This is a genomic window from Bacteroidales bacterium, from assembly GCA_013314715.1.
In the GTDB taxonomy this organism is placed as follows: domain Bacteria; phylum Bacteroidota; class Bacteroidia; order Bacteroidales; family GWA2-32-17; genus Ch61.
This window is the reverse complement of sequence record JABUFC010000047.1, coordinates 1-22,232: the sequence shown is the minus strand read 5'-3', so window position 1 is coordinate 22,232 and position 22,232 is coordinate 1. Positions and strand designations below refer to the sequence as shown.

General features: G+C 33.7%; 16 protein-coding genes. 8 read left to right on the top strand and 8 right to left on the bottom strand.

Going from position 1 to position 22,232, the window contains the following annotated elements; translation table 11 throughout:
* The 7 genes from HPY79_10345 to HPY79_10315 all read left to right on the top strand — a co-directional run.
* Window positions 1-2,938, top strand: a 2,938-nt coding sequence (locus tag HPY79_10345; GenBank protein NSW46199.1) for a T9SS type A sorting domain-containing protein, incomplete at its 5' end; no start/stop codon positions are given.
* A gap of 2 nt (window positions 2,939-2,940) precedes the next feature.
* A complete protein-coding gene (locus tag HPY79_10340; GenBank protein NSW46198.1) occupies window positions 2,941-4,758 on the top strand; it encodes a T9SS type A sorting domain-containing protein in 1,818 nt (605 codons plus the stop codon).
* A gap of 14 nt (window positions 4,759-4,772) precedes the next feature.
* Window positions 4,773-5,186 (top strand): GxxExxY protein, encoded by a 414-nt coding sequence (locus HPY79_10335; protein NSW46197.1) that lies wholly within the window; start codon window positions 4,773-4,775, stop codon window positions 5,184-5,186.
* Window positions 5,187-5,210: 24 nt separating this feature from the next.
* The gene (locus HPY79_10330) at window positions 5,211-6,056 is read left to right on the top strand and encodes a T9SS type A sorting domain-containing protein (protein NSW46196.1); all 846 of its coding nucleotides are present in this window, start codon (window positions 5,211-5,213) and stop codon (window positions 6,054-6,056) included.
* A 2-nt stretch (window positions 6,057-6,058) separates the two neighbouring features.
* Window positions 6,059-7,909, top strand: coding sequence for a T9SS type A sorting domain-containing protein (locus HPY79_10325; protein NSW46195.1), 1,851 nt, complete (start codon window positions 6,059-6,061; stop codon window positions 7,907-7,909).
* A 123-nt stretch (window positions 7,910-8,032) separates the two neighbouring features.
* Entirely contained in the window at window positions 8,033-9,043 is a 1,011-nt protein-coding gene (locus tag HPY79_10320) for a PKD domain-containing protein (protein NSW46194.1), read from the top strand.
* Between the two features lie 4 nt (window positions 9,044-9,047).
* The gene (locus HPY79_10315) at window positions 9,048-9,779 is read left to right on the top strand and encodes a hypothetical protein (protein ID NSW46193.1); all 732 of its coding nucleotides are present in this window, start codon (window positions 9,048-9,050) and stop codon (window positions 9,777-9,779) included.
* Between the two features lie 8 nt (window positions 9,780-9,787).
* On the opposite strand, the gene HPY79_10310 is transcribed toward HPY79_10315, so the two are convergent.
* The 7 genes from HPY79_10310 to HPY79_10280 form a co-directional block, all read right to left on the bottom strand.
* Window positions 9,788-10,594, bottom strand: a complete 807-nt coding sequence (locus HPY79_10310) for an RNA methyltransferase (protein NSW46192.1) — start codon at window positions 10,592-10,594, stop codon at window positions 9,788-9,790.
* A gap of 51 nt (window positions 10,595-10,645) precedes the next feature.
* Window positions 10,646-12,754, bottom strand: a complete 2,109-nt coding sequence (locus HPY79_10305) for a peptidylprolyl isomerase (protein ID NSW46191.1) — start codon at window positions 12,752-12,754, stop codon at window positions 10,646-10,648.
* A gap of 261 nt (window positions 12,755-13,015) precedes the next feature.
* Window positions 13,016-14,305, bottom strand: coding sequence for a bifunctional folylpolyglutamate synthase/dihydrofolate synthase (locus tag HPY79_10300; GenBank protein ID NSW46190.1), 1,290 nt, complete (start codon window positions 14,303-14,305; stop codon window positions 13,016-13,018).
* 4 nt (window positions 14,306-14,309) lie between these two features.
* Window positions 14,310-14,996, bottom strand: a complete 687-nt coding sequence (locus tag HPY79_10295) for a Crp/Fnr family transcriptional regulator (GenBank protein NSW46189.1) — start codon at window positions 14,994-14,996, stop codon at window positions 14,310-14,312.
* A gap of 211 nt (window positions 14,997-15,207) precedes the next feature.
* The gene (locus HPY79_10290; GenBank protein NSW46188.1) at window positions 15,208-16,539 is read right to left on the bottom strand and encodes a tetratricopeptide repeat protein; all 1,332 of its coding nucleotides are present in this window, start codon (window positions 16,537-16,539) and stop codon (window positions 15,208-15,210) included.
* Window positions 16,540-16,543: 4 nt separating this feature from the next.
* Entirely contained in the window at window positions 16,544-17,920 is a 1,377-nt protein-coding gene (locus tag HPY79_10285) for a hypothetical protein (GenBank protein ID NSW46187.1), read from the bottom strand.
* Window positions 17,910-18,635, bottom strand: a complete 726-nt coding sequence (locus HPY79_10280; GenBank protein NSW46186.1) for a type III pantothenate kinase — start codon at window positions 18,633-18,635, stop codon at window positions 17,910-17,912. Before HPY79_10280 ends, HPY79_10285 begins: the two co-directional genes overlap by 11 nt.
* 66 nt (window positions 18,636-18,701) lie before the next feature.
* Between HPY79_10280 and HPY79_10275 the strand changes: the two genes are divergently transcribed.
* The gene (locus HPY79_10275; GenBank protein ID NSW46185.1) at window positions 18,702-21,731 is read left to right on the top strand and encodes a PAS domain S-box protein; all 3,030 of its coding nucleotides are present in this window, start codon (window positions 18,702-18,704) and stop codon (window positions 21,729-21,731) included.
* Here the strand turns inward: HPY79_10275 and HPY79_10270 are convergent.
* Entirely contained in the window at window positions 21,721-22,122 is a 402-nt protein-coding gene (locus tag HPY79_10270) for a DUF4421 family protein (GenBank protein ID NSW46184.1), read from the bottom strand. The two genes, HPY79_10275 and HPY79_10270, sit on opposite strands and share 11 nt — an antisense overlap.
* Window positions 22,123-22,232 lie beyond the last annotated feature (110 nt).

Here is a 22,232-nt window from a genome sequence, read left to right as displayed (position 1 = left end):
AAGCAGTTATACACCTTCATTGTGTGGTAATGAAACCAATGGCAGCATTACGGTTGTAGCAAATGGTGGTAATATACCATACACATACAATATTGGCAATGGAGCTCAAACTTCTAATGTATTTCAAAACTTAGGTGTCGGTAATTATATCGTTACTATTACTGATGCAAACGGATGTACTGCAACAACACCTCAGGTTACTATCAATTCTTCTTTTACAATTTCGGCAACTGTTAATGACAATAATGCTTGTTATAACCCTTGTACTGGTAGCATTGATTTAAACGTATCGCCACCAGGAACATATACTTATCAATGGGATAACGGAGAATATTTTATATTTACTGAAGATTTAACTAATTTATGTGCTAATTCATATACTGTAACCGTTACTAACAACGATGGCTGCACTCAAACTGCTACCTATCAAGTAAACGATATGGAAGGCACAACATGTGGTCCTATAGGTCCACTTACAATTATAAATACTAACACTTCTTTTCATGATGGGCAAGTTTATGATATACCCGGGAATATTAGAATTGAAGGTAATCATACCGTTGTAGGGATATCAATGGGTACTATATTCAGATTTAAACCGAATTGCTACATAGAGGTAATGCCTGGCTGTACATTAAATGTCTCGAATGCATTATTAACTACTTGTGATGCTACTTGCCCGAAAATGTGGAGAGGTATCAAGGCGGTGAGTAACGATGCAGATAAACCAATTTTAATTCATATTGCCGATGATGCCCGTATTGAAAATGCTATTTATGGAATTTATGCTCAAAATTACGTTAAAATAAACAGCTATAACGGACATTATATTAATAACTGGATAGATATTTCACTCAGAAATACAAAGTTTGAACACCATATACAGTATAACGAATTTATTACTAATTCTTTATACTTATGCCATAATCCATATTCTAACCCACGTTACCATATATATGCTGATAATATTCAAGACTTCTGGCTTAATTTATTTAACAACCAATTTAAAAACATTATTCCATTTGCAACTAATACAAATCCTTACACTCGAGGTTATGGCATTTATTCAATAAATACTAAATTAGAAGTTAGTAATTCATTTTTTGAACAATTACAATATGGTATATATGCAACTAATGCGTCTTCTAATATCCAAAATAATAGTTTTAGTAATAATAACCGAGGCATTTATATCTTAAGTGGAAATACACATCTCGCGTTTAATTCTTTCATTGTTGGCGATAACGGAAATCTAAATACTCCTCAAACATATCCTTTTGGATTAGGAATTAAAAACTGTAGTGTATATAAAGTTAAAGAAAATACTTTTAAAGACGGATTTATTGGAATTGTTATGAACAACAATCCTGCAACAGGCATGGTTATATACAACAACGACTTCGACAACCTTAACCATGCCTTTGTTGCCAACGGAACCAATGGGCTTAAGCTTACCTGCAACGACTTCGGACTTACTGCACCCAACATCGAACACAATATCCTCATGTACAACGGCTCTATTTTTACTGTGCAAGACCATGCGGAAATTGCAGCAGACCCATTTAACCCACAATCCATCAACACGCACAACAGGTTTGCTACCGATAAAGACGAATTGCCCGATGCTTTTAAGTTTTCGGATAATAATCCTGTACCCGGTAGTTATACTTATTACTGGGGGTTGTATAATCCGCCATTTGATAATGATTTAACCCGTATTGAACCTCCAGTCCCCTTCCCTAATTGGACAACATCAACTTCTACTCCTTTATTTCCCTGGGATGGGATTACTTATTGCGGATCACAAATCAATGGGAGCAAATCAGCAGGAACGGAGTTATTTGCCATTGATGGGATGAAAACAGACCTCAATTATCGTAAGAACTATTACGAAGCTGTGGTTGATAATGGCAACACTGACTATTTCCTCAGCAAAATTTCAGTCTTAGCACCTAATAACTTCACTAAGTTCTACAACGAGTTGATGGCTGCTTCACCCTATTTATCCGATACTGTTCTTGTTGCCTTTATGACTCACCCCATAAACAAACCTGCGCATAAAAAGGATGTGGTTCTGGCAAATTCTCCACTGCCAGTCAGGATACGTCCATATATTAATCTTATGAACGTAAACCAGAATTTCAAGAATCAGATTTGGGCGGCACAGAATGGTATATGTGCAAGGGTACAGCTCGAAAATGAATTGCTTAACCGCGATTATGGCATAAACAGTAAGTTTGGCGATCTGCTTATTTCTGCCTTATTGGTTGATACAATACCTGAAAAGGTTGACACAATCCTGAATTATGTATTGCAAACCGGAACACTTGCAGAACGTATTACTACAACTCCGGTTTTTATTAGCAATAAAAGATACACTGATGCAACAAACAACCTGAACCAGATTAATGCCCTGAATGAAACCGGCGACAGCTATATTGAAGACTTTATTGAACTACAGAATTTCTTCATCCAACTTGCACAAACACCTGACAGTTTGCGTGATTCCTTAATAATATCCAACAACAATTGGCTATTCGCTATTGCAAACGATTCTGCAAATTTCTGCCAGAGCGATGCGGTAAGTCTGCTTGAATCGGCTTACGACACATTATTTCCGGTAAATGTATATGTAGGAAGCAGTTCAACAGCAAAGAAACTTGCTTATAGTTCTGAATATTTCGAGGACTATGAATGCGGCTTGCAAATACACCCCAATCCGGCAAGCAAATACCTAAATATCAGCATAAACCAGTCAGATGATTACAACGACACAGAAATAAAACTGTATGATAACACGGGTAAGCTCATTCAGAGTCATGAAATACTTAGCAATCATCTGACTATTGACCTTAAAAACCAGAAAACCGGTGTTTATTATCTGATTCTTTTGAATAAATCATCGGTTGTTTGCAGTAAGAAACTTGTAATTGAATAAATATGTGCAAATTGAAATATCTGATATTAATAACATTGTTTGGGAAACTATTGTTTCCCCAACAATCATTTAGTCAGGTTCCTTATCTGAATAAGACTTTTTTAATAAACGGAAACTATAACCTGATAAACAGTATTATTCCTTCTGATTCGGGTTACATTGTTGCATTTTCCTATGGAAATACTCTGTGCTTACTCGATTCGTCAGCAAATGTTAAATGGGAAAGGAATTATTCCTTCTTTAATATGACTCCGTTTTTAACGAAAATATTGCCAATAGCCAATAATGAATATATAATAACCGGCACATGCCAGAATGGAACTGCACAAAACAATTTAATATTTGCAATTAAACTTAATAGCATATTCGATACAATTTATTCAAAAGTACTCTTAAGAGATAGTATTACATGTAATGGTTGTCTTCATAGTAATACTGTAATTGAAACTACTAACAATAATTTACTGTTTGCAGGTGTTCATACCAAGGATAGTAATGATGTGTCAACGGGAAATAGGAACGGATTGTTTTTATTAACCGATAGTTCCTCAAATATATTAAGAAGAGTTACAATAGGTCCTCAAAATGATGATGAAGGTTTTGCTTCAGCTATACAAATGGGCAATTACTATTATTTATTCGGTGCCACCCGCAGCTATGCACCTTCTTATGTTATTGGCTTCGACCGTACCGATGGCTGGGTGGTTAAAACCGATTTGCAGGGAAATGAAGTGGTTAGTGCAGCGTTCGGGCATCCGGAGTTAAATGATGGAGAGTTTAATTTTGTTTTTTCATTACCAAATTTCGAACTTGCAACTGGTTTTACTAAGGGACGGTTTTATATAATTAATGATGATTTAAGTATTAATAGAGAACTTATTATAGGAAGAAATGAGTTAGTAAATGATACAAATTATGCTTTAACATTTTGGGATGGATATGTTAAAAACAATGTAATTACATTATTAGGAAGAGAGACAAGGTTTAACATGAGTACATATCAATATACAAGCATTGTTAAAGTAGTAAAATTAGATTTAAATTATAAAATTATAAATCACAAATATTATACACATGCAAATTATTTAGTTTCAAATCTTATTCCACAGACCATCACCCCCACTTCCGATGGTGGTTACATTTTCGGTGGTTACGTTGTGGATAATACCCTAACCCCTTCGCAACAGGCCTGGCTAGTTAAAACAGACTCTCTCGGTTGCGATGGCTTTATGAGCTGCAACGATACGGCCCTGGTAGTACAAATTTTAAACTACCCCGATACCCTGTGCAAAGACAGCACTTACCAGATTGCAGTCCGGCTGAAAGGCCGCAGCGCACCTTATAGTTTATATGCAAACAGTACTTTGGCTTTAGACAGCATTTACTACCCCTACACCCTGCCGTTGTGGATAGATACTATAATGCCCTTTGTTCCGCAGGATACCGGCTGGCAAAACCTTGTAGTAACACTGCACGAACCCTGGGAACGTACCGCCAGTGATACAGCACAGGTCTTTGTAAGGAACTGTACGTCCTCTGCTAACCCACAGTACTTATATGAACAACAGGTGGATATTTTTCCTAATCCGGCAAATTCAGTTTTACATGTGAGCCTGAGTTTTGAGAAACCGCAAACATACACGGTTACCATTTACGATATGCAAGGAAAATCACATAGCACAACAACCACGAGCCATAACGTTACGGCAATTGATATTTCGGCTCTGCCCGATGGACTGTACATGGTAAAAGTAGTAAGCAACCGGTTCGGAGTTTATAAAAAGTTTGTGAAAATGTCTGAACCACTGATTTTATATTGATTAAATTGATTGCTATGATTAAAGATGAGTACAAGTATTCGGAGATAACGGAGAAAATAATAGGATGTGCAATGGAAGTGCATAAGGCATTGGGTAATGGTTTTCAGGAAGTAATTTATCAGCGTGCATTGGCTATTGAGTTTGACATACAGGAATTACCTTATGAGCGGGAAAAAGAGATGCCCGTATTTTACAAGGAGCATCAAATCGGTACACGACGGGTTGATTTTCTGGTTGAAGGGCTTGTGTCGGTTGAAATAAAAGCGATTACAAAACTCGATAACACAAACCTTTCACAAGCCATAAACTACCTTGAGGCCTACGATCTGGAAATAGGTCTTCTGATAAATTTTGGCGCAAAAAGTTTAGAATTCAAACGCGTAATAAACAAAAAATTCAAACAAAATTTTCAACGCCCAAAAGTATAAATCATGGTAATCAACAAAATCATAATGGAATCAGCGGTTCAGACAATTTATCTTATGAACGTAAACCAGAATTTCAAAAATCAGATTTGGGCGGCACAGAATGGTATAGGTGCAAGGGTACAGCTCGAAAATGAATTGCTTAACCGCGATTATGGCATAAACAGTAAGTTTGGCGATCTGCTTATTTCTGCCTTATTGGTTGATACAATACCTGAAAAGGTTGACACAATCCTGAATTATGTATTGCAAACCGGAACACTTGCAGAACGTATTACTACAACTCCGGTTTTTATTAGCAATAAAAGATACACTGATGCAACAAACAACCTGAACCAGATTAATGCCCTGAATGAAACCGGCGACAGCTATATTGAAGACTTTATTGAACTACAGAATTTCTTCATCCAACTTGCACAAACACCTGACAGTTTGCGTGATTCCTTAATAATATCCAACAACAATTGGCTATTCGCTATTGCAAACGATTCTGCAAATTTCTGCCAGAGCGATGCGGTAAGTCTGCTTGAATCGGCTTACGACACATTATTTCCGGTAAATGTATATGTAGGAAGCAGTTCAACAGCAAAGAAACTTGCTTATAGTTCTGAATATTTCGAGGACTATGAATGCGGCTTGCAAATACACCCCAATCCGGCAAGCAAATACCTAAATATCAGCATAAACCAGTCAGATGATTACAACGACACAGAAATAAAACTGTATGATAACACGGGTAAGCTCATTCAGAGTCATGAAATACTTAGCAATCATCTGACTATTGACCTTAAAAACCAGAAAACCGGTGTTTATTATCTGATTCTTTTGAATAAATCATCGGTTGTTTGCAGTAAGAAACTTGTAATTGAATAAATATGTGCAAATTGAAATATCTGATATTAATAACATTGTTTGGGAAACTATTGTTTCCCCAACAATCATTTAGTCAGGTTCCTTATCTGAATAAGACTTTTTTAATAAACGGAAACTATAACCTGATAAACAGTATTATTCCTTCTGATTCGGGTTACATTGTTGCATTTTCCTATGGAAATACTCTGTGCTTACTCGATTCGTCAGCAAATGTTAAATGGGAAAGGAATTATTCCTTCTTTAATATGACTCCGTTTTTAACGAAAATATTGCCAATAGCCAATAATGAATATATAATAACCGGCACATGCCAGAATGGAACTGCACAAAACAATTTAATATTTGCAATTAAACTTAATAGCATATTCGATACAATTTATTCAAAAGTACTCTTAAGAGATAGTATTACATGTAATGGTTGTCTTCATAGTAATACTGTAATTGAAACTACTAACAATAATTTACTGTTTGCAGGTGTTCATACCAAGGATAGTAATGATGTGTCAACGGGAAATAGGAACGGATTGTTTTTATTAACCGATAGTTCCTCAAATATATTAAGAAGAGTTACAATAGGTCCTCAAAATGATGATGAAGGTTTTGCTTCAGCTATACAAATGGGCAATTACTATTATTTATTCGGTGCCACCCGCAGTTATGCGCCTTCGTATGTAACCAACCCTTTCGACCGCAACGATGGCTGGGTGGTAAAAACTGATTTGCAGGGAAATGAAGTGGCAAGTGCAGCGTTCGGGCATCCGGAGTTGTATGATATGGATTTTAGATATGCATTACCTCTTAGTGGAAATAAAATACTTACTGGCCAATATTATAGTTATGAAAAAAACGTAAATGGATTTCTCATGACAAAGCCATGGCTATTAATTTTAAACGAAGATTTAAGTATAAACAAACAAATCTTTTTCAGAAATGCATCTATTTCAGGTGACACATTATTCTCAATTGGTTTTATACATGGTGTTTTAAGAAGTGATTCAAATTTAGCTTTTTTAGGAATAAATTCTGCATACAATATGAATGCTTACATCGTTATTCGCAAGGAAGCAACAATTACAGTATTGGATAGAAACTTAAAAGTACGTTATAATCGATATTTTATTCATACTGGAAATGTTTTTAATAATTTGAATCCATCTGTTATCACCCCCACTTCCGATGGTGGTTACATTTTCGGTGGTTACGTTGTGGATAATACCCTAACCCCTTCGCAACAGGCCTGGCTTGTAAAAACAGACTCCCTCGGTTGCGATGGCTTTATGAGCTGCAACGATACAGCCCTTGTTTGCCAGATATTACAATCTCCCGATACGGTATGCAAAAACGACACCGCGTTGATACGTGTAAAATTTAAAGGGCGTAGTGCTCCGTATTTTGTTTATGCCAACAATGTGCTTGTGTTAGATAGTGTTTACTACCCCTACAGCTTACCTTTGTGGATAGATACACTTGTTTCGTTCATACCACACGATACCGGCATGCAGCAGGTTGTAATAAAGGTAAAAGACCCATGGGGCTGGTACCGCAGCGATTCCGTGCAAGTGTATGTAAAAAACTGCAATCAGGGTTTTGCATCCCAGAACTTCTACAAACACAAAATAGAAATCTATCCCAACCCAGTCACAGATGAAATTCATATCCGCATACGCGGAATACTTAGTGGCGAATACACTATTACACTCTATGAGATGCATGGCATACTCATAAAAAAAATAATCACCTCTTCACCTGAAATCACCCTCGACATTTCGCAACTTCCGAGGGGAGTGTACAATATACGAGTATTAGGGAATAATATGGTAAGGATTAAAAAAATAATAAAGTCTGAACCATGATTTATACGATTATGGGATTAGCATGATAAAAAAGAAATCATTGAAAATCAAAAAAATCATATAAAAATCAGTGATTCAGACAATTTTTATTATCTTTGTACACTAAACTCAAAAAATTATTCTATGTATCGAGTTTTCAAATATACTGTTACATTCTTATTTATGGGTACTTTGATGCTAATGCTTATTCGTTGCGAAAAAGACCCGATACGAGGTTGGACTTTTTATCGTCAATCGCCTCCTCCTTTACAAATCACAAAGCTTACTTCTGTTGTGAAAAATTGTGTTCCGCCTTATCCTGTTACTTATTATCAGGAAACAGCCAATTTATTGGGCAACGTAACTTATACATGGGATTTTGGCGATGGTTCTACATCGCACGAGCAAAATCCGACTCATATCTATAATACACCCGGTACCTATAAGGTTAAACTTATTGTTTCGAACGAAATAAGCTCCGATACAGCCGAATTAGATATGCCCGAATTAGCTCAAGCTTCAATTCCTGTTACGGCTGGTTTTTCGTATCAACACTATAACGATAATAACTTTGCTCCTAACAAAGTGATATTTAGCAACAGTTCATCGGGTGCTAATATTTTTGCATGGGATTTTGGCGATGGTGGGCAATCAAACGACGACGATCCTTATCATATTTTTCAAAACCCCGGTACTTACACTGTTAAGTTGCGTGGAACCTGTACCGATGGCTCATATAACGAAGTTACACAACAAATATTTATAAATCCTCAACCGCAACGTGTTTTTATCGATTCTATCAACTTAATGTTGCCGAAGAGTTACAGAAACACCAGCTTGTTCATTGATATGTATCACAACAACACATATGTTGGACGCACGGTTGTTAAAACTCCTAGTAGTTTCCCTTTCAAGTTTAAACGTCCAAACGATTTTATCGACCAATATTTCTTCGATAACGTTCAATATACCTACAACGAAGTATTTAAATTTATGATTTCGCGAAATAATGGTGAAAATCCTCCAACGTTGATATATGAACTCGATTTAGCACCCATTGATATTCAAAATCGCTTTTATCCTCGCATATACTATGGTGTAAAGCATATACCCGATATCGAAGATGTATTTATGGATTTATATTTAAGTTATTAATACTATGAGAACAATTGCATTGATTATATTGGTTTTATGGGCTAACGTATCGTTTAGTCAATTTGATATCAATTATCTCGACCATACGGGTTCTATTCATATCATGGGAGGTACATTAAAACCTTCGGAAGAGTTAAGTAGTACCGATGAGACGATTGGACTATTTGCTAAAAATGGCTATCAAATAGGATTCGATTTTAATTATATTATTAAATATGGTTTAGGTATGGGCTTAAATTTAGAAATAGACCGCCTAAATTTTAATAAAGACAAATTCTTAGAATATGCCGGTACCAACGATGCTAAAATCAAAGGACGTTATGCTTCGACAAAGTTTGGACTTAATATTTTAGCCAATGTTCCTATTGTTGTTGATAAAGGTGATTTTGCCATCAATCTTTTTGGCGAATTCAATGCGGGTTTACGTGGTTTTAATATCCCTGCTATCGACTTGTATTATAGCGAATTGCAAAATAAATATACCGAAGTTTCGTATCGAAGCAGAGCCAATACGATGGGATATCTCGGTTATACAGGCGGAATTCAACTTTTATTTGCCGATGTGTTTGGTGTTCGTGCCTCGTATTCGGTAACATTGCCCAGCCGACATAGCGTAAAGTATTCTGTACGAATGACGGATGCTTTTGGAAATGTAGAAGAAGCTGAAAACTACCTTAATAATTATCTTGATTTAACAGGCTTACAGTTTGGAGTTTTCTTTGTAATAGGAAAATAATACCACTTTTAAATTTTGAAATTCCTTTGACGCATGGCTTCGAAAGTCATGATGGCAACTGCATTCGATACATTTAACGAATCAATCATGCCAAGCATGGGTATTTTTACAATATGGTCGGCTTGATTTATCCATTCGGACGATAAACCATCGGCTTCGGTTCCAAAGACAAGAGCGGTAGGACCACCATAATCATAATGATGATAAAATTTTGCATTCTGAAGTGCTGCTGCATATATTTTTATATTTTTTTGCTTTAACCATGTTATGGTCTCCGATGTAGAGGCAAGAGCAATGGGCACAGAGAAAAGGCAACCAATACTTGATCGAACTACGTTGGGATTGTACAAATCAATAACCGGATTGCATACGATAACCCCATTCACATGAGCAGCATCGGCCGTGCGTAAAATAGCTCCCAAATTACCGGGCTTTTCAACCGATTCTACCACTATGAATAAGGGGTTATCACTTAATTTAAATTGATTTAAATCGTGCTTTTTCCACTCAAAAAGGGCAATAATGGCTTCGGTATTTTCGCGATATGAGATTTTGGCAAAAAGCTTTTGTTCTACTTTAAATACAATAGATAATGGTATATTAAAATCATTGAACAAATTGTACGAAGCTTTGGGGGCATAATCCTGACTTATAAAAATGCTTCGTGGTATATAACCGCTTTGCAATGCAATATAAATCTCTCTATTACCTTCGGCAATAAAAAGTTTATGTTTTTTTCTACCCTTTGATTCATAAAGCTCGTGTATAAGCTTTATTTTGGGGTTTTGGTTACTGCTAATAAATTCAACGTCCATATAGTATAAAAAAAGCTGCCTTGTGGCAGCTTCTTTTGCTGTTTATATTGTTTAGTAGAATAAAATTCTATTATCTTTGATATTGGCTAATTTTTTCAATGCCTCAAAAGCTTGATAATCCACGCGTGTTTGAATATCATAAGAGGCTTGCATTTGCATTTGTTTAACATCGGCAGCAGCTTGTGTTGTTCTGTTGGTAACTGTAATCATAAAAACGCCATTATTGCCTTTAATAGGAGCCGATAATTGAGATTTTGGAAGAGTAGCCGAAGCCGAAATAACTTTGGGTTCGATACCAACGCCCGGTAAGCTAAACGATGCAAAAGTAATAGCCGTAGCATCCATCACGGGTATATTCATTTTACTTGCAATAGCCTGTATATTTCCTAAATTTTTGTTTGCTTTGAATTCCTGAATATATTTTTCGGCTTTCTTTTCTTTTTTAACAAGCGTGGTGAGTTGTTCTTTAATTTGTTCAATAGGTGCATAGCCTTTTTCGCGTGCTTCGGTTAAAACAGCAACAACAAATTTGTCGGGGAATTCAAAGGGTTGCGAAACGTCACCTTTATTTGCTTTGTATGCCCAACGAATTATTTCGCGTGCATTGTCGAAACCAGCAATAGTTCTGTCGGATGTTTTAATACCATTAGCCACTCTTTTTGTTAAACCTTCTTTAGTAAGAGCGTTATTAAATTTTTCAACTGTATTATTGGTGCCGGCAAATTGATATGCCTGATTTTGTACTGTTTGATAAGTAGCCGAACTCGGTTCAATTCTCCATTGTACAAAAGCGACCTGAGCTTTTTTTACATCTTTCGATTTTTCTAAAACCTGAATAATATGGTAGCCGTATTGGGTTTCGGCAATAACATATTCACCTTTTTTGGCTTCAAAAGCAGCTTTTTCAAACGGTTTTACCATCATATTTTGTTTAAACCATTTTACATCGCCGCTATCGTTAGCCGAACCTTTGTCGTCTGAGTATTGTTTTGCTAAAGCGGGGAAGTTTCCTCCTTTTTCTAATACTTTCTTTAAGCTGTCTGCCATTGCCTTAGCTTGTTCTTTAGTGCGTTTTTCATTTGGAGCGATGAGAATATGGCGAGCATGTACAGAGTCAGGAAGATTTTTAAAAGCTACTAATTTGGCTACCATATAATTTTCGCCATCAATGTAGGGACCGTAAATAAAACCGGGTTGTTGGGTAAATATTAAGCTATCAATTACAGGCGACAATTCGCCTTTAGCATAATAGTTTTCTGAATATGGAACATCGGAGTTTTGATTAACAAATTCTTCAACATTTTCGGCAGTTGTAAAGCGGTCTTTAATATCTTGCATTTTTTGTTGTAATGCTTGCATATCGGCAGGCGAAGGTTTGACGTCGAATACAATATAATCAATATCTCTCGATTCTTCTTGTTCAAATAAATATTGATGTTCTTGGTAGTATTTTTCAATTTCGTCGTCGGTAACTGTTATACTTGAATCGTTAATATCGGAATAGCGTTTTAATATCATTTGAATATCATTCTGAGTAGAAGCTTCTTCGGCTAATTGTTTAGCTTCAACCGAAGTAATGTACATGCCTTTTTTTACAGCGGTATAATATTTTTTTAATAATTTTTGATGTTCAAGTTCTTTTTCGAAAGCAACCCAGCTTAAGCGTGCATTGCCACTAGGGTCTTTGTCCATATTGGCAATAAATTGACGTACCAAATTGGGATCGAACATCCCTGTTTGTTGGTTTTTAAAAATGGGAATTTGAAGTATTTGTGGGTCAATATTAGAACCTACAATCATATCTTGTAGTTCGTCGGGATGAACAGCTATGCCTAAATCGGGTAATTTATTGGCTAAAACATGGTTGGTAATTAAAATATCCCAAGCCTGATCCCTTATTTGTTGACTAATATTTTCATCGGGAACTGTTTCTTGGTTAGTATTGCGTAAGTAGTTTTCGGTAAGCTCATTTACTATCGATTCGTATTCTTTAATTGAAATGGATTCGCCACTAATTTCAGCTACCTCATCACTTGGACCTGAATTAAAAAGCCTATTGTTGTAAATAAGGTCATTTAAAATAAACGCTAATAAAGATAATCCGATAATAATTGCGACAAGAACGCCAGCTCGGTTTCTAATTGTTTGTAATGTTGCCATTTTTACTTACATTTAATTCTAAAAATTTGAAGGCACGAATTTATAAAAAATCTATCAAATCAAAACATATAAAGTTAGAAAATTTTTCTAAGCTATACTGAGCAGAATTTAAATAGAGGGTTTTAATAGTTATTATTTAATTGATATTGTGATAAATACATTTAAATTGTCGTATAATTTTTATTTTGATTGTACCTTTTCAATTTTTTGATTTATATAACTGAAACTTATGAAATCAGAAAGTTAATAAATAGAATATTGTTATAGTATTTCAGCAACAACAAAGGTACTTCCACCAATATAAATAATATCGTTATGGAGAGCTTGTTGTAAAGCATAATTATAAGCTTTTTGGACATTAGGAATGACTATTCCATTAAGACCTTTTTTGGCGGCTATTTTGTTTAATTCTTCTGCTGGCAATGATCTTGGTAGTGATGCTTGAGTATATATATATTGTGCATGAGTAGGAAACAATGATAATATTTTTTCAATGTCTTTATCTTTAACAAAACCGAGTACAAAAAATAGTCTTTCTTTTTTTATTTCTGCGAGATGTTCCAAGTTCCATTTTAATCCAGAGAAATTGTGCCCAATATCGCAAATTACCAATGGTTTTTGTTTTAAAATTTGCCATCGGCCATAAAGTCCTGTAAGGTCTACAATGTTTTTAAAGGCTCTATAGATGTTGTTCTCGCTTATTTTGAAACCTTGTTCGGTGAGTATATCGATGGCTTTTAGTATAGTAGGTACGTTATAGATTTGGTACTTTCCTATTAGCTGAAATTTTAATCCAGGTAAATAGGGTTTAAAATTTTTTAAAATCTCGAGTTGGAGTAATTGATTTTGAGTAATAAAGGAGCTTTTTATGAAATAATCGTCAGGTGCAAAGTATATCGTTGCATTTATGTTATCGGCTTTATCAATAAAAATATTGTCAATACCTGTTTGATGTTCACCAATTATAACGGGAATATTTTTTTTAATGATACCTGCTTTTTCTTGGGCGATCGATTCTAATGAATTACCAAGTAAATCGGCGTGATCCCAACCAATGTTGGTTATAATGCTCAAATTAGGCTGTATTAGATTGGTAGTATCGAGTCTGCCTCCTAAGCCAGTTTCTATTACTGCTATTTCTACTTGTTGATTTTTAAAATATTCAAATGCTAAAAAGGTTGTAATTTCGAAAAATGAAGGTTCTATGGTTTCGATGATGTTTTTATGTTGTTCAATAAACTCAATTACATCGTTTTCGCTAATTTGTATTCCGTTTATTTTTATTCGTTCTCTAAAATCTTTAAGGTGTGGTGAGGTATATAATCCTACTTTGTAACCTGCTTCTTGTAATATGGCAGCAATGGTATGCGATACGCTTCCTTTACCATTGGTACCTGCTACGTGAATTGTTTTGTATGCAGAATGAGGTTGTTTAAAATAATGGTCAAGTTGAATGCTATTGTTTAAGTTAGCTTTATATGCAGATTTGCCAACTTTAGTAAACATAGGAGCTTTGTTGTATAGATAATTAATAGCTTCTTGATAGTTCATAGTTTTACATTTGAGAGTATTTAATAAGTGTGTTTATGTTTATTATATCGATTTCTTTATCGTTGAGGCGTATAATTTTTTCTTGCTCAAATTCTTTAAGCAATTTAATGGTACTTTCTGTTGATAAACCTGCAAAAGCAGCTATTTCTTTTCGAGTTAATATCGAAAAAATAGAAAATATTTTAAAATCGTTTAAGTATAAAAGGGTAGAGGCTAAGCGTGCATACATTTGTTTAAAAGTTTGATGGTGTAGAACATCTAATATACGTTTGTTTTCTTTACAATATTGCTCAATGACATTATAAGCAAAGGCTGCATTTTCTTTTAAAATTGCTTGAAGGCTCGATGCTTCGATTAAATATGCTTGAGTTTCTTGGAGGGCAATGGTCGAATAAGTGAATTTTTTTTGTTGAAAAAGACTCGAAAGTCCAATCATCTCATTTTTTGTATGTATGCTTAAGTTGATATATCGATCGTTTGAGGCTTCAATGTGTTTTTTTACAATACCATTGATGATAAATAAAATATAACTTGAAAAAGTACCTTGCTTAGTTAAGTTTTCGCCTTTATGAAATATAACTTGTGTTTTGCTACTACGTATGAGCTCCACTTGAGTAGGGGTGAGCAATTGAAACGAAGGTGCATCAATTTCGCAGATAAAATGGGTATCGGTTTCGGTTATAGTTTTCATTTGTGTTTATTTTTTTATATTAAATTAAAATAAGCATTTTGAACAAATTAATTATTAATAAATTATGATTTCATTTTACTTTTTTATGAATTTGTTTTAATAGTTTTTTCAAAATAAGAGATATAAGTTGTAAAGTTAATATTAAAAACTACCCATTCCAAACCTTAGAAAAAGGGTATGAAATGGGCAGTTTAAAAATTGAAAAAATATTTTATCTTACTTTAATTCTAACTGTTTCGTTAATCCAGCAGCCAATAGTGTATGATTTACCTTCGCTATCGCCATGGAAAAACATATCTTCTTTTGAGGGGTACATGCTGCTATATGAATTGATGAGTTTATTTGCTTCGTCGGCACAATCGGCATCTATTGATTTGGCTTGAACAAATTTATCTACAGCAGCAATATAAACGAGCGATTGGTAATAAGCGTCGTCGCCACATTCTTTAGCACTTTGAGCATAGAGTTGGCCAATTAAAATATAGGGTTTACCCCATCCTTTTTTTAGTTCAGCAGCTTTAAGAGCATAATTTCTTGCAGTACTCATTTGACCTAATTTTGTTCCTGTAATAATACCCATTTCGTAGTAGTATTGTGCCTTTTTTTCGTTAATGGTATCGATTTTAATGGCTTGTTGATAATATTCAACAGCTTTGGAATATTCACCTTTTTTAACAAAGAGTTGAGCTAATGAATAAGCAGAAAATGCCGATGGTTGCAATTTGTTTAATTGTTCAGATGCTTGGGCATATACTTTAGAATCGGTACATTCTTGTCGAGCTAAAAGTTTTAAAATAACTTTTAGCATATCAATATTGTCTTTATTGGCTTCAAATTTAGATTGAAATATGGGAACTATTTTATCGCACGATGCTACGCCCGAATTTACTAATGCTAAATCGATATTATCTTGTGCTTTTTTTACATTTTCGGCATCGGGTTTGGCTTCGAGCTGTGATGTTAAAGCTTCAGAACATTTGTTGTAATAGTCTAAAATTAAATCAGCAGTTAGCTTTTTTTCTTTATATAAATCAACAGCAAGCGACATTAAAGTGGTAATAGCAGCAGGGTCGGAGCTTTTTCCGTCGATTTCGATCGATTTTACTAATATATCGAGTGCTTCTTTTTTCTTGGTAGGATAGAGTTTAATATAGTCAATACCTTTATAACCCAGAACTTTACCTTCTTCGCCAAAGTTTTCGATACGGCGATCGTACATCATCATAAGGGTATCGCCATATTTTGCTTTAATAGCAGCATCTTTAGAGGCATTGATCATTTCCCATAATATTTTAGGACCGTGAATGTACATGTTTTTGCTTGATTTGGGACATTCTTTAAAAACGGTGCTCCAAGAGGGATAAGCATCGACATAATTTTTTTGACGATAAAATTCTAAATATAACGACAAGTGCATTTTACAATGGTCTGGATTAGGACCAAATTTTGGATCGTTATTATTTTGTTCGTCTTGAGCTTTGATATTAGTACTAACTGCTATAGAAAGTACTAAGGCTACAAATAAAAAACTAATCTTTCTCATATTGCTAATTATATTTTCGTTTAATAAACCAAATATCTTGAAGATTTAAACCAATTGAAAATTGAAAAAAGCGTTCTTTAATAAGATTGTCTGCTGTTGTGCCACGTGTTCCATAACTAAATGCTAAATTAATCATGGGAGGTAATTTTCTGCGTATCATAGTGCCCTCACCTTTATCGGTTTTTGTTATAGGTAAACCTAAACCAAAAGTTATGCCAATTTCGTTTATGTCATGATTGTTTATATTTAAGTAAGTTTGATTATAATACCCGCCTATGCGATAATTAACCATTTTCCAATAGCTGTAAAATTTATACGGGTCGGGTATGTATTGAATTCCAGTTGAGGCAAACAATGTATTTCTTAAATTAGGGTTATTTTCAAAAAATGTTACTTTTGACCACTGTTGTAAGCTAACATCAGCAGCCCATGTAAATTTATCGTTAGTTGTTATTGAAAATCCTAATCCAAACGATAGGGGTGTTTGAATAATGCCTTTTTTGTTTATTTTATTTTCAATGGTATCTTTAGTTACATATCCCATAAGGTTTAAATATTTAGTTATTAAGGTGGTTTGCTTAGAGTTAAGTTTATGTTCATTATCTAAGGTGAATCCAATAATAAATTTTAATCTATTGGTTCTAAAACCATTATTTATTTCTTGTAAGGTATATTGGTATTGTATTCCTGTTTTATAGGTAAAATCGCTAATTAACAATCGTTCAGTTTTATATAAATCAAAAACATTTAATTCTTCGTTAAAAGTAGCGGTTGAATAACGGTCGAGTGAACCAAATACATAGGCTGTTCGAACTCCAACTGATAGGTTATGAATGAATGTTTTTTGCAAATTTTCGTTGTTGTTATTTTTTTTAAGAATATTTAAGATTTGAAAACCGTTATTTAAAAAAACTTCATTAATACCGCCATCGCCTTTGTATACGTTAGTTAGCGATAGTGTGTCAATATTTTTACTTTCGCTAATGTTGTATCCGATATTACTTAATGGGCTAAGTCCAAAACTTACACCCCATTTTTTCATAATGGGGAATGCCATAGCAAAATAGCTGATATCAGTATTAGTTGTAGATTTAGAAGTTGTAGTATTTTTAAGTTGATGATTTCGTCCGATTAAAGAAATTTCAGATAGAAAGGTCATTGTGTCTATTTCGGAGGCAGATGCAGGGTTGGCATCGTTGATATATCGGTTTGAGCGTTGAGCTATGCTCGTGTAGCCCATTCCTAATCCTGGCTGATAGGTTGTGTAGCTTAAATCGCCTATGCCAAATTTTGAGTATGGAGAAAGTGAAAATGATTGACTTTGAGCGTAAAAGCTGGTCAATAGGAGTATGCTTGAAATTATAATAATTTTATATTGCATTGTATTTTAATATGTTAATTAATCCATTGAGCACCAAATTGGGTTCTGCAAAGATGGTTTTTTTTATGAATTTTACCAAATATAAACTATCACCTCCAGTAATAATTATTTTTCCATCGTTAAATTTTTGTAAAAAGTTTTCGATGTGTTTTTCAATTTCGTAAAGAACTCCATTCAAAACACCATTGTGTATGGATTCTTCGGTTGTTTTACCTGGGTAATTAAAATGATTGATTTTTTCGAGGTAGGGTAGTTTACTTGTAAATTGATGAAGGGCTTCATATCGCAATTTAATTCCTGGCGAAATAGCGCCTCCTTGATAAGTGTTGTGGGTTAATAGGTCGATAGTGATAGCTGTACCTGCATCGATAATTAAACAAGGAAAATTAGGAAATAATGTATATGCTCCCACTGCCGCTGCAATACGATCATAACCAAGTGTTTTGGGGCTGTGGTAAGCGTTTTTAATGGGTAATGGTGTATTTGAATTTAAAAATATAACTTTATGTTTGTCGAAAGGAATCTCTTTAATTATTCCTTTTACGTCGCTAATAATAATGGAGTAGTTCTGATTTATATAGGGAATGATTTGTTGTGTTATTTCTTCCCAACTATCTGAAGCAATTTTAATATCATTTTGGTCATGTTGTATGAGTGCTTTTATGTAACTGTTTCCTATATCGATGGCAATAAATGTATCTTTTTTCTGGGTCATCTTATTTTTGCTTAAAAATGCTTAATTTTAAGGTTTAAAATATGGGTGTAAAAATACCAATAATTTATGAATAAAACTTCAAGAAAAGTTATTGTAGTAGAGGACGATAAAATGCTCCAAACTGTATTTTCGCTTTTTTTACAAGAGTTGGGGCACGAGTTGATAGGTGCATTTAGCACTGCCGATGAGGCTTTTTTGCTTTGCGAGAAAAAACGTGCCGATGTAGTATTATTAGATATTAATTTACCAGAAGGTATCGATGGTATTACAGCCTCTAATCGTTTCTTTACAGAGTATAATATACCAGTTATATATATATCAAGCTATACTGACGATACTACTGTTTCGAATGCCATAAATTATTCTGCTTATGGATATTTGGTAAAACCTATTGATAAAGTATCGTTGGGAATTACCATTGATTTAGTTTGCTGGCGACACGAATATGAGCAACAAAAAAAAATAAGTGAGCAACTTTTAGAGTATATTCAACATGCTGTATTTACCATATCGCTGAGTGGTAAGATTATTAATGCGAATCGTGCATTTGAAACTATTTTCAAAATAGCTAACCCGGTAGGTAAATTATTTTATGAAATTACTAATATTAGCGAAGATGAATTTCAAACCAATATTGTAGAAGAAGTTTTAAGAAATCGTTACTATAATCAAATTCTAAAGCTTGAAATAGAAAGAAAAAAGGTATTTATTCAATGTAATTATTCACTTTTATTTGATGAAATTAACGAAGTGTATGCTATTGCTGTATTTGCTCAAGAAATAACTTCGCTAATCGAATTTTCAGAAGGATTTAAAAAAGTTGGCTCAATTCAAACAGCATTTTTTAATGGCATTAGCCAAATGGTGTTGTTGTTTGATATCGATAACCAGTTGATTTTATTTAATCAGCTTGCTTCAAAATTTTATGAAACAAAATTAAAACATTCGTTAGTCGAAAACGATAAAATTGAAAATGTACTTTTCTTTTTGCAAAATACCGAAATTACATCATTGGTTCAGAATGTAAAAAAAGGAATTTATCATTTTACAGAACGAATAGTAGAAGTAGAACAGTCGCCTATTTTTATTCAGATAAATTGGGTGCCTGTTGAGCTTGAAGGAAATGTTTCGCATATAATGCTTTTGCTCTCAGATATTACCATGCTTCGAAAACTTGAAATGGATTATGAAGAGCAAAAAAATGAATTGAAACCGATTTTTGATAGTAGTATTCAACGTTTTTATTTGGTCGATTTAAATTTAAATATTATTGCTTTTAATAAGTCGGCTCGTGATGTAATATATAAAGAGTTTAATTTTGCTTTAAAGAAAGGAGATAATGCTTTAGATTTAATTCCACAGCAAGATCGAAAAAAATATTTTTTAGAACAATTTGAAAAAGCTAAACAAGGGCATAGTGTATTTTTTAAAGAATCTTATCCGTTAAAAAATGAAATTCGATGGAATGAAACACATCTTGATCCTGTTGTAAATGAACGAGGTGAAATAAAACGTGTACTTATATGGACACTCGATATAACAGATAGAGAACAATATCTTCGCGATTTAAAAGAAAGTCAAGAACGATATGAACTAATTGCTAGGGGTGGAAACGATGGTATTTTTGATTGGGATTTGTTAAGGAATACTGTTTATTTATCGCCACGTTGGAAAGCTTTATTAGGGTACGAAGATTATGAATTAAAAAATGAGTTTGGAACTCGAGATAGTCTTATACATCCGGAAGATAAAGAAAAAGCAAAAAAAATATTAAATGACTATTTAGAAGGAAAAACACCTTACTACGAAAATGAATTTCGTCTGATGCATAAAAGAGGCTATTATATTTGGGTTATTGAACGAGGCGAGTTATTAAAAGACGAAAATGGAAATATTATTCGCTTGGCTGGGTCTATTACAGATATTACTCGATTAAAGAAAATCGAAAATAATTTGCTTCAATTGAATAAAACATTACTCGATGAACGAAAAATGTTTATGCAAGGAAGCGTGGTTATTACTCGCATTAAAGCAGACGAAACTAAAAAATTTATATATATATCAGAAAATGTAAAAGATGTTTTAGGATATAGTGTTGACGATTTTACTTCGGGGGCTATTGTTTACGATGAGTTAATACATCCTGAAGATATTGAGATGCATACAAAGGAGCGAAACGAAGCTATTCAAAAGCAAGTTACTCAAATATCGTTTTCACCTTATCGAATGCGTAAAAAAGACGGCTCGTATATCTGGGTCAAAGATTTTTCGACAATTATTACTAATGAAAATGATAACACTAATGATATTTTAGGCTACTTTATTGATATTACAGAAGAAAAGAAATTTGAATCGGCAATATTAGAAAGTAACAAACGCTATGTCTCGTTGTTTGAAGAAGCTAGCGATGCTATTATTTTGTTAGATGGAGTTCGTATTATTGAAGCAAATAGAAATGCTGAAATTTTATTCGGCTATTCAAAAGATGAACTAAAGCAAATGGATATTTTAATATTATCACCCGATTTGCAACATAACTTTGAAAAAAGTACCGATCGATTTAATAGAAAAATATTAAATGCAATGGCAGGTGAATCGAAAGCTTTCTATTGGCAATTTAAAAATAAAGAAAATAAGATTGTTGATACCGAAGTGGGCTTAAGTCCTATTGTTGTCAATAATAAACGAATTTTGTATCAAGCTATAATTCGAAATATTACGGATCGTAAAAAAATAGAACGAGCTTTAAAGGAAAATGAACAAAAAGTAAATGCATTGCTTCAGGCAATACCCGATTTATTGTTTATTTTAGATGAAAATAATATATATATATATTTTAAGCCGGATAGAGATAAGATTTTTGATGTGCCTCACGAACAGGTTATAGGTAAGAGTGTAAGCGATTTTTTTACAGGCGAATTATTAGAACGATATGTCAATTGTATTGATAAATGCCGAACTACTAAGCAAATTGTTGATATACAATATGAATTAAATTCACCTATTGGTATGCGTAAGTATGAAGCCCGTTTAACGCCACTCGATAATAAACAAATTTTGCAGGTTGTAAGAGATTTAGGACCTGCTAATGTGTAAAATTTTTTCTTTTTAGGAGCCGATAACCATAACAAATATCAATTCGTCCAAAAGTATGTTTAAGCTGATAATCAGAAGAAAGCGGATAATTACAATTATCTGAGCTGGCTGATATATAAAAATACGACCGTTCTTTATTGTAACCTACACCAAGCCTTACATTAATAATTATACCTGTGGTTGAATGAGGATATATTTTTCCAATTTGATGGCTAAGCTCCTTAAATTGCAGTTGATTGGCAATACCTGCAATAGCAGAAAAATTGAATAACCAATTATTGTATAACCAATTATAAAGATAACCACCAAGAATACCTAATTGTATAACTGAGAACTGCTTAATTTTATAATCGGAAAGATATAGACTATCAATATATAAACTGCCAAACAAAAAGTGCAATAAATGACAAACGAAAGGTGCAAAAATATTTAATATTAAATAGTATAGTTTGCGGTTAATACTTCGATTTTTTCTTTATATTTATCTTTAGCACAAGCAGT

Coding starts and splice junctions, on each gene's coding strand:
- HPY79_10340 (NSW46198.1), top strand. CDS start 2,941: ATGTGCAAATTGAAATATCTGATATTAATAACATTGTTTGGGAAACTA.
- HPY79_10335 (NSW46197.1), top strand. CDS start 4,773: ATGATTAAAGATGAGTACAAGTATTCGGAGATAACGGAGAAAATAATA.
- HPY79_10330 (NSW46196.1), top strand. CDS start 5,211: ATGGAATCAGCGGTTCAGACAATTTATCTTATGAACGTAAACCAGAAT.
- HPY79_10325 (NSW46195.1), top strand. CDS start 6,059: ATGTGCAAATTGAAATATCTGATATTAATAACATTGTTTGGGAAACTA.
- HPY79_10320 (NSW46194.1), top strand. CDS start 8,033: ATGTATCGAGTTTTCAAATATACTGTTACATTCTTATTTATGGGTACT.
- HPY79_10315 (NSW46193.1), top strand. CDS start 9,048: ATGAGAACAATTGCATTGATTATATTGGTTTTATGGGCTAACGTATCG.
- HPY79_10310 (NSW46192.1), bottom strand. CDS start 10,594: ATGGACGTTGAATTTATTAGCAGTAACCAAAACCCCAAAATAAAGCTT.
- HPY79_10305 (NSW46191.1), bottom strand. CDS start 12,754: ATGGCAACATTACAAACAATTAGAAACCGAGCTGGCGTTCTTGTCGCA.
- HPY79_10300 (NSW46190.1), bottom strand. CDS start 14,305: ATGAACTATCAAGAAGCTATTAATTATCTATACAACAAAGCTCCTATG.
- HPY79_10295 (NSW46189.1), bottom strand. CDS start 14,996: ATGAAAACTATAACCGAAACCGATACCCATTTTATCTGCGAAATTGAT.
- HPY79_10290 (NSW46188.1), bottom strand. CDS start 16,539: ATGAGAAAGATTAGTTTTTTATTTGTAGCCTTAGTACTTTCTATAGCA.
- HPY79_10285 (NSW46187.1), bottom strand. CDS start 17,920: ATGCAATATAAAATTATTATAATTTCAAGCATACTCCTATTGACCAGC.
- HPY79_10280 (NSW46186.1), bottom strand. CDS start 18,635: ATGACCCAGAAAAAAGATACATTTATTGCCATCGATATAGGAAACAGT.
- HPY79_10275 (NSW46185.1), top strand. CDS start 18,702: ATGAATAAAACTTCAAGAAAAGTTATTGTAGTAGAGGACGATAAAATG.